At 63.2% G+C, this 12,277-nt stretch carries 15 protein-coding genes; 9 read left to right on the top strand and 6 right to left on the bottom strand.

The features are described from left to right. Window positions 1–36 precede the first annotated feature (36 nt). The 3 genes from V6M61_RS00230 (at window position 37) to V6M61_RS00220 (ending at window position 1,989) form a co-directional block, all read left to right on the top strand. Window positions 37–591 (top strand): AacA4 family aminoglycoside N(6')-acetyltransferase, encoded by a 555-nt coding sequence (locus V6M61_RS00230; protein ID WP_332774538.1) that lies wholly within the window; start codon window positions 37–39, stop codon window positions 589–591. A 91-nt stretch (window positions 592–682) separates the two neighbouring features. Further along, a complete protein-coding gene (locus tag V6M61_RS00225) occupies window positions 683–1,030 on the top strand; it encodes a hypothetical protein (protein WP_332774537.1) in 348 nt (115 codons plus the stop codon). Window positions 1,031–1,185: 155 nt separating this feature from the next. After that, window positions 1,186–1,989, top strand: coding sequence for a hypothetical protein (locus V6M61_RS00220; RefSeq protein ID WP_332774536.1), 804 nt, complete (start codon window positions 1,186–1,188; stop codon window positions 1,987–1,989). A 186-nt stretch (window positions 1,990–2,175) separates the two neighbouring features. Here the strand turns inward: V6M61_RS00220 and V6M61_RS00215 are convergent, their stop codons facing one another. Further along, the gene (locus tag V6M61_RS00215; protein WP_332774535.1) at window positions 2,176–2,481 is read right to left on the bottom strand and encodes a hypothetical protein; all 306 of its coding nucleotides are present in this window, start codon (window positions 2,479–2,481) and stop codon (window positions 2,176–2,178) included. 168 nt (window positions 2,482–2,649) lie between these two features. Between V6M61_RS00215 and V6M61_RS00210 the strand changes: the two genes are divergently transcribed. The 5 genes from V6M61_RS00210 (at window position 2,650) to V6M61_RS00190 (ending at window position 6,797) form a co-directional block, all read left to right on the top strand. Next, window positions 2,650–3,516: a putative selenate ABC transporter substrate-binding protein gene (locus V6M61_RS00210; protein ID WP_332774534.1), complete on the top strand. Its 867-nt coding sequence runs from the start codon at window positions 2,650–2,652 to the stop codon at window positions 3,514–3,516. A 62-nt stretch (window positions 3,517–3,578) separates the two neighbouring features. Beyond that, window positions 3,579–4,412 carry a phosphonate ABC transporter ATP-binding protein gene (locus V6M61_RS00205; RefSeq protein WP_332774533.1) on the top strand — a complete coding sequence of 278 codons (834 nt, stop codon included), beginning with the start codon at window positions 3,579–3,581 and terminating at the stop codon, window positions 4,410–4,412. Window positions 4,413–4,415: 3 nt separating this feature from the next. Further along, window positions 4,416–5,258, top strand: a complete 843-nt coding sequence (locus V6M61_RS00200; protein WP_332774532.1) for a PhnE/PtxC family ABC transporter permease — start codon at window positions 4,416–4,418, stop codon at window positions 5,256–5,258. 90 nt (window positions 5,259–5,348) lie between these two features. Next, window positions 5,349–6,185 carry a phosphonate ABC transporter, permease protein PhnE gene (gene phnE, locus V6M61_RS00195; RefSeq protein ID WP_332774531.1) on the top strand — a complete coding sequence of 279 codons (837 nt, stop codon included), beginning with the start codon at window positions 5,349–5,351 and terminating at the stop codon, window positions 6,183–6,185. A 168-nt stretch (window positions 6,186–6,353) separates the two neighbouring features. Continuing rightward, on the top strand, window positions 6,354–6,797 hold the full coding sequence (locus V6M61_RS00190; protein ID WP_332774530.1) for a host attachment protein: 444 nt from the start codon (window positions 6,354–6,356) through the stop codon (window positions 6,795–6,797). A gap of 290 nt (window positions 6,798–7,087) precedes the next feature. Here V6M61_RS00190 and V6M61_RS00185 read toward each other — a convergent pair whose 3' ends face one another. The 3 genes from V6M61_RS00185 to V6M61_RS00175 form a co-directional block, all read right to left on the bottom strand. Beyond that, window positions 7,088–7,456, bottom strand: coding sequence for an SPW repeat protein (locus V6M61_RS00185; protein WP_332774529.1), 369 nt, complete (start codon window positions 7,454–7,456; stop codon window positions 7,088–7,090). 114 nt (window positions 7,457–7,570) lie between these two features. After that, complete coding sequence (locus tag V6M61_RS00180) at window positions 7,571–7,981, bottom strand: OsmC family protein (RefSeq protein ID WP_332774528.1); 411 nt, start codon at window positions 7,979–7,981, stop codon at window positions 7,571–7,573. Window positions 7,982–8,054: 73 nt separating this feature from the next. After that, the gene (locus V6M61_RS00175; protein ID WP_332774527.1) at window positions 8,055–8,927 is read right to left on the bottom strand and encodes a pirin family protein; all 873 of its coding nucleotides are present in this window, start codon (window positions 8,925–8,927) and stop codon (window positions 8,055–8,057) included. 324 nt (window positions 8,928–9,251) lie between these two features. On the opposite strand from V6M61_RS00175, the gene V6M61_RS00170 reads away from it, so the two are divergent. Beyond that, complete coding sequence (locus tag V6M61_RS00170; RefSeq protein WP_332774526.1) at window positions 9,252–9,779, top strand: bactofilin family protein; 528 nt, start codon at window positions 9,252–9,254, stop codon at window positions 9,777–9,779. A 113-nt stretch (window positions 9,780–9,892) separates the two neighbouring features. On the opposite strand, the gene V6M61_RS00165 is transcribed toward V6M61_RS00170, so the two are convergent. Together V6M61_RS00165 and V6M61_RS00160 are read right to left on the bottom strand one after the other, a co-directional pair. Continuing rightward, window positions 9,893–10,249 (bottom strand): nuclear transport factor 2 family protein, encoded by a 357-nt coding sequence (locus tag V6M61_RS00165; RefSeq protein ID WP_332774525.1) that lies wholly within the window; start codon window positions 10,247–10,249, stop codon window positions 9,893–9,895. 198 nt (window positions 10,250–10,447) lie between these two features. After that, window positions 10,448–11,950: an FAD-linked oxidase C-terminal domain-containing protein gene (locus tag V6M61_RS00160; RefSeq protein WP_332774524.1), complete on the bottom strand. Its 1,503-nt coding sequence runs from the start codon at window positions 11,948–11,950 to the stop codon at window positions 10,448–10,450. Window positions 11,951–12,277 lie beyond the last annotated feature (327 nt).

Below are 12,277 nucleotides of genomic sequence, written 5' to 3'. Positions count from 1 at the left end.
GTATAAATTACGTTAGGCAGCACAGGAACGACTGCCGTGCCCGGAACCACCCAAACCGTCAGCCTGCGCCTCATGTCCGAGCACGACCTACCCATGCTCCACGATTGGCTGAACCGGCCCCATATCGTCGAGTGGTGGGGCGGCGAACAAGCACGACCAACACTTGCTGAAGTGCGGGAGCACTACCTGCCCGGAGTTCTCGCAAGAGGGTCCGTCACGCCTTACATCGCCATGCTTGGTGACGAACCGATTGGGTATGCCCAGTCGTACGTCGCTCTTGGAAGCGGAGACGGTTGGTGGGAGGACGAGACCGACCCTGGAGTTCGCGGAATCGATCAGTCGCTTGCCAATCCCACGCAGTTGGGCAAAGGCCTTGGCACCAAGCTCGTCCGTGCGCTCGTTGAGTTGCTCTTCTCAGACCCGCAGGTGACGAAGATTCAGACCGACCCGGAGCCGAACAACCATCGCGCGATCCGCTGCTACGAGAAGGCCGGGTTTGTGCAGCAGAAGATCATCACCACTCCGGACGGACCGGCCGTCTACATGGTTCAAACACGTCAGGCCTTCGAAAGTCCAAACAGTGCTGCCTAACCCTTCGTTGCACCCGACGGCCTACAGCGGGCTTCGCCCGCTTCCGTCCGCGGGTGAACTCAAACGTTAGAGCTCACGCGAGAGGTCACACATGAACCTGACAGAAAACCTCGGCGACTTCAATCGCCGGATGGCAGACGAACTGCGAGGCACGTTTGCGGCGACCGTGAAACCCTTTCAGTCAGAAGATGGCGGATTGCTGTTTCGAGGTCCCATCGAAGGGAACGCAGATCCCCATCACGTCGGAACTCACGTTGCAGTTTCGTTGGAAAAAGATGTTCACGCGGCGATGGAAGCGGCCTCACCGGAGCAGCGCGAAGAGATGGTTGGCATCTTCCTCAGCAACCTGGGCACACGCGTCAAGATGCAGTACGACCCGAAGAAGATCGGGCAGTACGCCCTCGACATCGTCGGAACCATGCGCACTCTGCGCGGCTGACACGCTACGCATTTCAAAGTGAGCTCTAACATGTCAATCGACGCGGACCCGCAACAGCAGAAGGCGGCTTCGCCGCTGGTGTTGGTGGTCCGGTCATCTTCACTACAAGGGCTTCCCCACCTTTGTCGTTAGAGGCCACCATCTCTACTACCGACATGAACGAACACAAGTTATCTGACATCGTTAACCAATCTGGTTTTCCGCTTCAAATTGGGGTCGCGCACCACGTTCGGGAAACCAGCGCGAATCATGGATGGAAGGTGCTTTACACGGAGCACTCATGGAAGAACGCTGCAAGTAACACTGACGGATTCATCGATATCGTTTTAGAGGATGAGCACGGTACATCGGTGATGATCGTGGAATGCAAGCGCGTCTTGGAATCCTCGTGGGTATTCTTGAATGCAGACACAGGCGTAAAGAATCGGAGGCAAGCCAAGGCATGGGTTACCTGTTACATATCCGGCAGTACTGGCTGCTTCGGTTGGACAGATTTAACCCTTGAGCCTAGCTGTCCAGAGTCGCAGTATTGCGTGATTTTTGGGCAGGATGCGAAGTCAAAGCCTATGCTTGAGCGGGTCGGCGCCGAGTTAGTTTTCGCAACCGAAGGAGTAGCGGAAGAAGAAAACCCCTATCACGCTCGCCGCCAAGATTCTATTCGCATGTATTTCAGCGTTATTGTTACAACCGCCCGCCTTAAGCTTTGCACCTTTGATCCAAAAGAAATTTCCCTATTTGACGGAAAGGTCTCCGCGTCGTCCTTCCAAGACGTCCCGTATGTCAGGTTCAGGAAACAACTTTCAACCCAACCATTGAAGCCCAACTTTTCAGATGGATTAAGCCATCTAGTGCGCGCCAAAGAGCATACGGTGTTCGTTGTGAACGCTGAGGCTTTTTCCGATTTTCTTGAGTCGTTCGAGATAGACGACAGTGTATTTCGCCGACTTGCCTCCCGCTAACCCATCATTCAAGCGGGACGCGCTAAAGCGCGCCCCTTAATTCAGACGTTAAACGACTGCTATCGAGAAGGTCGAATGACCGCAGCTGGCCGATAGCGCCCATGCATTGCGGGGCCGATTTGGCCTTGCGGAGCACCGCACACTGCCCCAGAGGCGCGATACCGCCCTCCTGATGGCCCGGCGCCCTCAATCCCAGACCTGAAACCCAATCCACGCCACGCCCGCGACGGCTGCCAAGGGGACCGACATCACGCTGGGCAGGTAGAAGAAGGCGGAAAGCAGGGGGCTGGCCTGTTCGATCAGCCAGCCGAGCGCGAAGAGCAGGGCGCCGCTGACCAGGTAGCGCCGTATGTAGAGCGGCAGCCAATGAGCCTGGCCCTTGTTGTAGCGCCAGGCGGCCGCGCGCGCGAGCAGGTCGCGCTGGTTGAGGTCCTTGAACAGCCAGGCGAAGAAGAAATACCGGTACAGCAGCGCGTGGAAAGGGAGTTCCATCGACGGTCACTTTCGACTCTATTGCCAGCTTAACGGGATAGCTCCTCCGGTTCAAGCCGTGCAGGCGGCCCGAGTGCAACAGAGCGCGAACGAACGCAGGCCGCGTGGCGGGCATCGGCTTCTTCGGGTCTAATCCGGGGTGTCTGTCGTTCCCGAGGAAGATGCCCCATGTTCAGTCTGTCTATTTCACGCACCCTCAAGGCGCTGGCCGCCTGTGCGCTGCTGGTCCTGGCCGCCCAGGCCCCGGCCCAGTCCGTGTTTCGCCTCACCGCGATTCCCGACGAGTCGCCCACCGAGCTGGCGCGCAAGGCCGCGCCGCTGGTGAAGTACCTGGAGCAAAAGCTCGGCACCAAGGTCGAATTCACACCCGTCACCGACTACGCCGCCGCCGTGGAGGCTCTGGCCCACAAGCAGGTGGACCTGGCCTGGTTCGGCGGATTCACCTATGTGCAGGCCAGCCAGCGCTCGGGCGGCAAGGCCGTGCCGCTGGTGCAGCGCGAGGAGGACGAGAAGTTCCGCTCGGTCTTCATCACGACCGACACCACCATCAGGTCGCTGGCCGACCTCAAGGGCCGCAACGTGAGCTTCGGCTCGCAGTCCAGCACCTCGGGCCACCTGATGCCGCGCAGCTTCCTGCTGGCCGCCGGCATCGACCCCGACCGCGATTTCAGGCGCGTGGCCTACTCGGGCGCGCACGACGCCACGGTGGCCGCCGTGGCCTCGGGCAAGGTCGACGCCGGCGCGCTCAACATTTCGGTGTGGGACAAGCTGGTGGCCGACAAGAAGGTCGATACCACGAAAGTGCGCATCTTCTACACCACGCCACCCTACTATGACTACAACTGGACGGTGCACGCCGACATGCCGGCGGCCCAGCGCGACAAGCTCACCAAGGCCTTCCTGGATCTGAGCAGGGCCACACCCGAGGGCCGCGAGATACTGGAACTGCAGCGCGCCACCCGCTTCGTGCCGACCCGGGCCGAGAATTACAAGGGCATCGAGGCGGCGGCCCGCAGCGCCGGGCTGCTGAAGTGATTTTGCTATAAAAATAATAGCGCATAGCGCCCGTATCACATGGACTGGAGGCATATTTCGTCATGAGAGTCGAGCTGGAGGCGATCTCGGGCCGGCACCCGGCGGCGCTCAGCGCCACGCCGGCCGCGCTGCAGCGCCTGAGCCTGGAGATTGATAGCGGCGAGCAGCTGGCGGTGATCGGCCCCTCGGGCGCGGGCAAGACGACCCTGCTGCACCTGCTGGCCTGCGCGCTCAAGCCTGCCGCGGGCGGCCTGAAGCTCGACGGGCGCGATCCGTGGCGGCTGTCCATGCAGCAGCTGCAGCGCCTGCGCGGCGAGCTGTTTCTGGCTCCCCAGGTGCCGCCGCTGCCGCCGCGCCAGCGCGTGGTGACAGCCGTGCTGGCGGGCCGCCTGCCGCACATCGGCCTGCTGCACAGCCTGCGCAGCCTGTTCTATCCGACTGGCATTGCCCAGGCCGATGCCGCGCTGGCCCGCTTCGACCTGAGCGACAAGCTGTTCGCGCGGGTGGACCGCCTGTCGGGCGGCGAGCGCCAGCGCGTGGGCCTGGCGCGCGCCCTGCTGGCTCAGGCGCGGCTGCTGCTGGTGGACGAGCCGCTGTCGGCGCTGGACCCGGCGCGTGCCGGCCAGGCCGTGGAATCCTTGACCGAGGCCGCGCGCGAAAGCGGCGCCACGCTGGTCACCACGCTGCACGACGTGGCCATGGCCTTGCAGCATTTCCCGCGCATCGTGGGCCTGCGCCAGGGGCAGCTGCTGTTCGACCTGCCGGCCCAAGCCGTAACACCCTCGCTGCTGCGCGAGCTGTATGCGCAGAGCCCGGCGGAACTGGAAGGCTCGGGCGCCGCCGCCGAGCCGCAACCCACACCCGCGCCGCGCCCGGTGCCCATTTCCTGCCGCTGAGCCATGCAAGCTTTGGTCGCCGCCTCGACCCTGCCCGCGCGGCGCGACCCCGCTTGGGCGGGCCGGGTGTTCTGGGCCTTGGCCGCGCTGGTCGTGCTGTGGCCGCTGCTGGTGCTGGCCGAGTTCAAGCCCTGGGTGCTGCTGGCGCCGCAAAGCCTCAAGCCGACGCTGCAGTTCCTCGCGGGCTTTGTGCCGCCGCGCCTGGACCTTGAATTCCTGAGCCTGGTGGCGCGCGAGACCTGGCGCACCGTGGCGATCGCCACCGCCGGCCTCACGCTGGCCCTGGTGCTGGCGCTGCCGCTGACCCTGCTGTCGGTGCGCGCGCTGTCGATTTCCGGCCTGGCGGGCCGGATGGCGGCGCTGCCGGCAGCGCTGCATTTTGCGGTGCGCGCAATGCTGGTGGTGCTGCGCAGCGTGCCCGAGCTGGTCTGGGCCCTGGTCTTCGTGCGTGTCGTGGGGCTGGGCGCCACGGCGGGCGTGCTGGCCATCGCGCTGACCTACGCCGGCATGCTGGGCAAGGTCTACGGCGAAATCCTGGACAGCGGCGAAACCCATGCCACCACGGCCCTGCTGCGCAACGGCGCGGGCCGCATCCAGGCCTTTTTCTACGGCCTGCTGCCGCAGAACGCCGGCGAGCTCATCAGCTACACCGTCTACCGCTGGGAATGCGCGATCCGCTCCTCCGCAGTGCTCGGTTTTGTCGGGGCCGGGGGCCTGGGCCAGCAGATCGACTCGTCGATGAAGATGTTCAACGGCTCGGAGGTCAGCACCATGCTGCTGGTCTTCGTGGCCCTGGTCGCGGCCACCGACCGTCTGAGCGCCTGGCTGCGCCGCGTGCTGGCCTGAGGAACAAACCATGAGCCCCCACGCTCACATTCGTTCGCTGCCCCCCGAGGGGGCCGCCGCCTCCCTTGAGGCGGCTCGGCGGGAGGCGGGATGAACCGCGCGCCGCCCAAAACCGCCGCCAACGAGGTCTTCCGCCTGCCGCCGCCGCTGTTCGACGCGCGCTGCCGCGCCTGCTGGTTCGTTGTGGCCGTGCTGGTGCTGGTGGGCTTGAGCTTCTGGTCGCTGGACCTGCAGTGGGCGCGCTTTGTCTCGGTCGATTCGCTGCAGCGCATGGGCAGGTTTGTCGGCGAACTGCTGGCGCCCAACGCCGAGGCTGCGTTCCTGAGTAAGCTGCTGCCGGCCACGCTGGAGACGCTGGCGATGTCGGTGGTCGGCACCTTGCTCGCCACGCTGTTCGGCCTGTTGCTGGCGCTGCCGGCCAGCAAGACCCACAGCGCCGATCCGGCGCGCTGGCGTCGTGCCACCCGTTGGTTGCTCAATGCGCTGCGCAGCGTGCCCGAACTCATATGGGCGGCCCTGCTGCTGATCGCTGCGGGGCTGGGCCCCCTGGCCGGCACGCTGGCCTTGGCCGCGCACACCAGCGGCGTGCTGGGTCGGCTGTTCGCGGAAAGCCTGGAAAACGCGCCCCAGGAGTCCGCCTTCGCGCTGCGTCTGCGCGGCGTGGACGAAACGCGGGTGTTCCTCTACGCGACGCTGTCCCAGGTGCTGCCGCAGCTCATGAGCTATGCGCTGTACCGCTGGGAGAACAACATCCGCGCCGCCGCCGTGCTGGGCGTGGTGGGCGCGGGCGGTCTGGGCCAGATGCTGGCCTTTCACCTCGGCCTGTTCCAGATGGCCGAGACCAGCTCGGTGCTGGCCGCGATGATTGTGCTGGTGGGGATGGTCGATGCGGTCAGCTATATCGCCAGACGCCGGATGGCAGCCTAGGTTTCGGGCACGTAATCCGGCCTCCGGCCCTTGCCGGATGGGCCTGCGGCCCCATTGGGAAGATGGGCATGGGGCTTGATTTGTCAGCCCGCTTGCATTCAGCAGCGCCGGGCGTAAAGTAATAAATCAACGTGACTGGTTGCCTGTTTACTTCAAAGGAGGACACACATGGCCAATACCACCTGGATTTTGGTCGCCAACGCAAGCCTCGCCAAAATCTATGCCAACCACGGCCCCAGGAAGGGGCTCGAAGTTTTGAAGGAGATCGAACACCCGCAGAGCCGGCAAAAAAATGCCGATCTGGTCACCGACCGCCCCGGGCACATGCAGAGCGTCGGCAACGGCCACGGTGCCTTCCAGCCTCAGACCGACCCCAAGCTCAACGCCGCGCGGCATTTCGCCCAGGAACTGGCGCGCGAGTTCAACCATGGTCGCACCACCAATCAGTTCGCACGCGCCATCCTGATCGCCCCGCCCTCTTTCATGGGCCTGATCAACGACAAGCTGGACGGCCAGACCGCCAGCCTGGTCAGCGACCACTTTGAAAAGGATTACACCAAGGCGAGCGAAAAAGAGCTCGCCGGACATCTGGAGTCCTGCCTCTACCTTTAAACGAACTGGCGGGATGCCCCGCAACCCGTGGCCGAAAAGCCTCAGGCTGCGGGTGTTGAAACAGGCCATCCGGCCTGCGACCAGTTCACGGTCGCGCCGTCGTTACTCAGCGGTCCGAAAGTAGTGCGACATACTTTGTCATCCTGAGCGCAGCGAAGGATCTCGGTCTGCTGGCAAGATTCTTCGCCTTGCTCAGAATGACAGCATGGGTGGCGTCACCTTCGTTACGGACTGCTGAGTAATGCGCGGTTTAGGCTGCGATTAAGGCGAAAGAGCCGGGAACCCGCCACCTAGCCATGGGCGTGGCGATGTTCTTTCCAGTCTTTGAATTTCGCGTACAGCACGCGCTCCAGGGCCCAGCCCGACATCAGGGTGATCAGCAAGCCGACGGCCAGGGCGTTGATCATGGCGTACTGGTGGTCGGTGTAGCTCCAAGCCCACGGCGAGACCATCAGGCCTATGCCCAGCAGGGTATTGCCCCAGTCGTCAATCTGGGTCGGCAGAAGCAGGTCTTCAGTGGCCAGCAGGATGACGCCAATGCCCACCACCACAGCGCTCCAGGCCGCTGGCTCCGGCAGTCCCAGAACCAGGGGCGAGATGCATAACCAGAGCCCGGCCCCGATCTCGATTCTGTCCTGCCAACGGTTGAGGGTGTCCATAGGAACCTCCGTCTTCAAGAGCTAAGGGAAATCCAGTATAGACTTCCGTGTGAAATGTGCAATGTCGGGTAATTTGTGGCCCGAAAGCCACTGAACTCTGCGCCCGGGCCCGCTTTAACGGCTCGACAGCGAAAGCGAGGTGGTGATTTCGGTTTTGACTTCCGTCATCAGCTTGTGGACCGGGCATTTTCGCGCAACGCGCAGCAGTTCAGCCGTTTGCTCCTCACTCAGGGCCCCCGATACCGTCAGCTGCGTGTCCAGGCGATAGATGCCGGCGCGCTCGCCGGAGTCGTCACGCGTGACCGTGACGCCGATGTCTTCCACCGGAATGTTGCGCTTTTGGGCGTACCACAGCACGGTCAGCGCCTTGCAGGCCCCCAGCGCCGCATCGTAAAGGTCGTGCGGGCTGGCGCCCGAACCCTCGCCGCCCTCGGCCAGTGTCGCGTCGGCCGCGATGGCTTGCCCGTTGATGTGGATGATGTGCCGCATGGCGGCCGACCGGTCCCGGGTGATCTGGATGCTCATCGTGAAGTCTTTCGAAAGATCCGGTGTTTATACCGGAACGGAGGGCCTGCCCGGTCGCCTGCGTTGGGCCGATTCAGGCCGCCGGCGCGATCTGCCCCATCCGGCCGCTCTGGAAGTCGACAAAGGCCTGCTCGATCTCGGCGTCCGTGTTCATGACAAACGGCCCATGACCCACGATCGGCTCGTAGGTGGGCTGCCCGCCGAGCAGCATCAGCGTCGTGTCTTCCAGGGCCTCGAAAGCCAGCTCTGCACCTTCGCGCGCCATCACGGCCAGCTCCGCTTCCTGCACGGTCTCGCCGCCGGCCAGCCGCAGGCGACCTTTGAGAATGAACAGTGCGCTGGTATGGCCCGCCGGCAATGCAAATTCGGCGCGTTGCCCGGCCTTCACGCGGACATCCCAGACATTCATGGGGCTGAAGGTGTGCGCCGGCCCCTGGGTGCCGTTGTAATTGCCGGCGATCACCCGCACCAGGCCGGCACCCGCAGGCAGCTCTACTCTGGGAATCTGGGCATCGGTAATGCCTTGGTAGCCAGGTGGCGCCATCTTGTCCTTGGCCGGCAGGTTGACCCACAGCTGGATCATCTCGAAAGGCCCGCCGCGCCGGGCAAATGCCGCGCCGTGGTATTCCTCGTGCACGATGCCGGACGCTGCTGTCATCCACTGCACATCGCCCGGGCCAATCAGGCCGCCACCGCCCGCGGAGTCGCGGTGTTCCACCTCGCCGTCATAGACGATGGTGACGGTTTCAAAGCCGCGGTGCGGATGCTGGCCCACGCCGCGCCGCATCTCGGTGGGTGGAAAGTGGGTCGGCCCGGCGTAGTCCAGCAGCAGGAAGGGCGACATTTCCTCGTGGATGTCGTTGTAGGAAAAAATGCTGCGCACGGGAAATCCGTTGCCCACCCAGTGGCTACCGCTGCTGCGCTGGATAAAAGAAAGTTTTTTCATGGGGTAGTTCCTTGTTTAGGGCCTGTTAACACTATTTCCGCACCCCCGGAAATAGCGTTAACAGGCCCTAACCCCAATGTACTGACTGGGACGATGATTTGCTAGAGGGTGAAATCAGGAAACACTGTCCCATGCCATGAACCACCCGGGCGGCCGGGTCTTCGTTTCGGGAGATTAAAAAGAAGACGCTGAAGACAGCGCTGCGAGCCAACGCCGTGACCAAGCAAGGCCGAATGTAAGAATTAATTTCGTTACTCATCTTGCATTGGCAGTGGAGCTTGTGAGAGTGCTCGCCCGTACCATGAACTTTTTTAAGGAAAGCTCATGGCAACACCATTCTTCGGAAAACGCGACATTGATTCATCTCCCCTGCGCCACAGCAGTCCCAACCAGTTGGGTGCAAACGGTGCATCCAGTCAGGCGCAGGCCAGCACGCCTGCCGTCAATCCACCGGCCACGACGAATCCTGCGGCAGCGGTGGCTGCGAAGGAAGGCGGCAGCAAGCTCACCGTAGGGCCCAACATCAAGCTCAAAGGCGTTGAGATCACCGATTGCGATACGCTGGTGGTGGAGGGCCTGGTGGAGGCGACCATGGACTCGCGAGTGATCCATATTGCGGAGCGCGGGGCCTTCAAGGGTTCGGCTGAAATCGACCTGGCGGAAATTCACGGCGAGTTCAATGGCAACCTCACGGTGCGCCAGAAGCTGGTGATCTACTCGACGGGCAAAGTCACCGGCACGATTCGTTATGGCAAGCTGGTGATCGAAGAGGGCGGCCAACTGGCCGGTGAAATCCTGTTCGGCGCCCTGGCCAGCCCCAAAGCGGTCAAGCCTGGGTTGCAGGCGGTCTGACGCTCAGGTTTGACTCTCAAGCGACCTGTCCGCCCCACCATCAAACACCGCAGGGCAAGCCTTGCGGTGTTTGATGCTGTCTGGCCAGCGCCCGGGCCACGCAGACACTGGCATCAGGTGCCGTAAAAGAAGCGCTCTTCAACAATCTTGCCGTTCTGCAGCGTGTAGACGCCCACTTCGTCCATGGTGAGGCGAGCCTGACCCTTGGGCGTCACGTCCATGGTGAAGCGCACCACAAACTGGTTGCCATGCACATAGGGGCCTTCGACCTTGACGCCGTGCACCTCGTTGTTGGCATACCACCAGGCGCCCTTGGCCTCCACCGCGGCGCGGCCCTTCAGTTCAGCCATCTCGCCCGCCATGGGCTCGCGCGACACCACCTCGTCGGACCAGAAGCGTTTGCCCGCCTCTTCGAATTCGCCTTTCTTGCACAGGTCGGTGAAGGCGACTGCCAGCTCTTGCGTTGTCATGAATGTCTCCTTGAGTTAACGGTTGACGGTTGATGGCATGACCGTATGCTGCCACGGTGGCAGTGGTGTGGCAACCTCCAGGACCGGCGGCAAGGCCGCAAAATTGCGGTCTGTTTTGTTTTATTTTGTGTCCGGCGCGCGCCCTGTCGCGCAGCGTTGCAACACGTTTTTGGCGCAGGCCGCCTGCGCAGCCAGGCGTCAGAACCTGGGCAATTCGGGGTGCGCCATCTGCCCGCCGCGCACCAGCATTTTTCCGTACTCGGCGCAGCGCTGCAGCGTGGGAATCACCTTGCCGGGATTGAGCAAACCCCGGGCATCAAATGCGCGCTTGACGCCAAACATCTGCTCGTTTTCCTCGGCGGAAAACTGCACGCACATGGAGTTGAGTTTTTCCACGCCCACGCCGTGCTCGCCGGTGACCGTGCCGCCCATGGCCACGCTGGTTTCCAGGATGTCGGCGCCAAACAGTTCGCAGCGGTGCAGCTGGTCGGCATCGTTGGCGTCAAACAGGATCAGCGGGTGCAGGTTGCCATCACCGGCGTGAAACACATTGGCGCAGCGCAGCCCGTACTTCTTTTCCATCTGGGCAATTGCCAGCAAAATATCGGCCAGGCGTTTGCGCGGAATGGTCGAGTCCATGCACATGTAGTCGGGGCTGATGCGCCCGGACGCCGGGAAGGCGTTCTTGCGGCCACTCCAGAATTTGAGGCGTTCGGCCTCGTCCTGGCTCACCGCAAGGGCGGTGGCGCCGCAGCGGCGCAGCACGGCGCTCATGCGGCCAATTTCTTCCTCGACTTCTTCGGGCGTGCCATCGCTTTCGCACAGCAAGATGGCTTCGGCGCTCAGATCGTAGCCTGCATGCACAAAGTCTTCGACGGCAGCCGTCATGGGCTTGTCCATCATTTCCAGTCCTGCCGGAATAATGCCTTCGGCAATCACGGCCGCCACGGCGTCACCGGCCTTGCGCAGGTCGTCAAAGCTGGCCATGATGCAGCGCGCCAGCAGCGGCTGGGGCACCAGCTTGACGGTCACCTCGGTGGTCACGGCCAGCATGCCTTCGCTGCCAATGATGAGGCTGAGCAGGTCGTAACCGGCGGCGTCGAGCGCGTCGCTGCCAAACTCGACCTCTTCCCCTTCGATGGTGAAGCCCTTGACCTTGAGCACGTTGTGCACGGTCAGGCCGTACTTGAGGCAGTGCACGCCGCCGGAGTTTTCCGCCACATTGCCGCCAATCGTGCAGGCGATCTGGCTGGAGGGGTCGGGCGCGTAATACAGGCCATACGGCGCAGCGGCCTCGCTGATCGCGAGGTTGCGCACGCCGCCCTGCACGAGGGCGGTGCGGCTGAGGGGGTCGACCTTGAGGATGTTGTTGAACTTGGCCAGCGACAGCGTCACGCCGAGCTTGTGCGGCATGGCGCCACCGCTCAGACCCGTGCCGGCGCCGCGTGCCACCACGGGCACGTCCAGCGCATGGCAGGCCCGGAGAACGGCCTGCACCTGGGCATAAGACTCCGGCAAGGCCACGACCAGGGGGCGCTCGCGGTAGGCCGTCAAGCCGTCGCACTCATAGGGCGTGGTGTCTTCCCGGTTCCAGAGCAGGGCGTGCGAAGGCAGCACAGCCTGGAGGGCCTGCACGATCTGGGCCTGTCGTTCTGCTCTTTCAAGCTGATGCTGCTGCCGGGAGGAAACGGGTGCGTTCATGTGTCTGAATCCATGTCTGAATCTAGGGTCTGTTCACACTGATTCTGGAGGTGCGAAGGGGTTCCATCGGGCGCAAATCAAGGCGCCTGCCGCCGCCCGCACTGATGTGCGGGCAAGGTGGGCAACGCCGAGTTGCGCCCGATGGGACCCCTTCCCTTCGGGTTGCGATCAAAAAGGCCATGCGCGGCGTTGCAAAGCCTTGTCGGGGGCCGCCCGTAGCCGTTGGTCTGCGAAGCGAACCAGGCGAAGGGCGGCATTGGCGTTGCTGCGCTGTACAGCTTCGCGCACGGACGCTGCGCAACGCCACCCCGACGGCGTTTTGCGCCT

The organism is Polaromonas sp. (assembly GCF_036676035.1).
GTDB lineage: Bacteria > Pseudomonadota > Gammaproteobacteria > Burkholderiales > Burkholderiaceae_C > Polaromonas.
Note: the sequence above shows the minus strand (reverse complement) of the source record. Positions and strands in the feature narration are given on the sequence as shown.

Excerpts from the sequence above, each read along its gene's own strand:
- V6M61_RS00225 (WP_332774537.1), top strand. The coding sequence starts at position 683 with ATGAACCTGACAGAAAACCTCGGCGACTTCAATCGCCGGATGGCAGAC.
- V6M61_RS00220 (WP_332774536.1), top strand. The coding sequence starts at position 1,186 with ATGAACGAACACAAGTTATCTGACATCGTTAACCAATCTGGTTTTCCG.
- V6M61_RS00215 (WP_332774535.1), bottom strand. The coding sequence starts at position 2,481 with ATGGAACTCCCTTTCCACGCGCTGCTGTACCGGTATTTCTTCTTCGCC.
- V6M61_RS00210 (WP_332774534.1), top strand. The coding sequence starts at position 2,650 with ATGTTCAGTCTGTCTATTTCACGCACCCTCAAGGCGCTGGCCGCCTGT.
- V6M61_RS00205 (WP_332774533.1), top strand. The coding sequence starts at position 3,579 with ATGAGAGTCGAGCTGGAGGCGATCTCGGGCCGGCACCCGGCGGCGCTC.
- V6M61_RS00200 (WP_332774532.1), top strand. The coding sequence starts at position 4,416 with ATGCAAGCTTTGGTCGCCGCCTCGACCCTGCCCGCGCGGCGCGACCCC.
- phnE (WP_332774531.1), top strand. The coding sequence starts at position 5,349 with ATGAACCGCGCGCCGCCCAAAACCGCCGCCAACGAGGTCTTCCGCCTG.
- V6M61_RS00190 (WP_332774530.1), top strand. The coding sequence starts at position 6,354 with ATGGCCAATACCACCTGGATTTTGGTCGCCAACGCAAGCCTCGCCAAA.
- V6M61_RS00185 (WP_332774529.1), bottom strand. The coding sequence starts at position 7,456 with ATGGACACCCTCAACCGTTGGCAGGACAGAATCGAGATCGGGGCCGGG.
- V6M61_RS00180 (WP_332774528.1), bottom strand. The coding sequence starts at position 7,981 with ATGAGCATCCAGATCACCCGGGACCGGTCGGCCGCCATGCGGCACATC.
- V6M61_RS00175 (WP_332774527.1), bottom strand. The coding sequence starts at position 8,927 with ATGAAAAAACTTTCTTTTATCCAGCGCAGCAGCGGTAGCCACTGGGTG.
- V6M61_RS00170 (WP_332774526.1), top strand. The coding sequence starts at position 9,252 with ATGGCAACACCATTCTTCGGAAAACGCGACATTGATTCATCTCCCCTG.
- V6M61_RS00165 (WP_332774525.1), bottom strand. The coding sequence starts at position 10,249 with ATGACAACGCAAGAGCTGGCAGTCGCCTTCACCGACCTGTGCAAGAAA.
- V6M61_RS00160 (WP_332774524.1), bottom strand. The coding sequence starts at position 11,950 with ATGAACGCACCCGTTTCCTCCCGGCAGCAGCATCAGCTTGAAAGAGCA.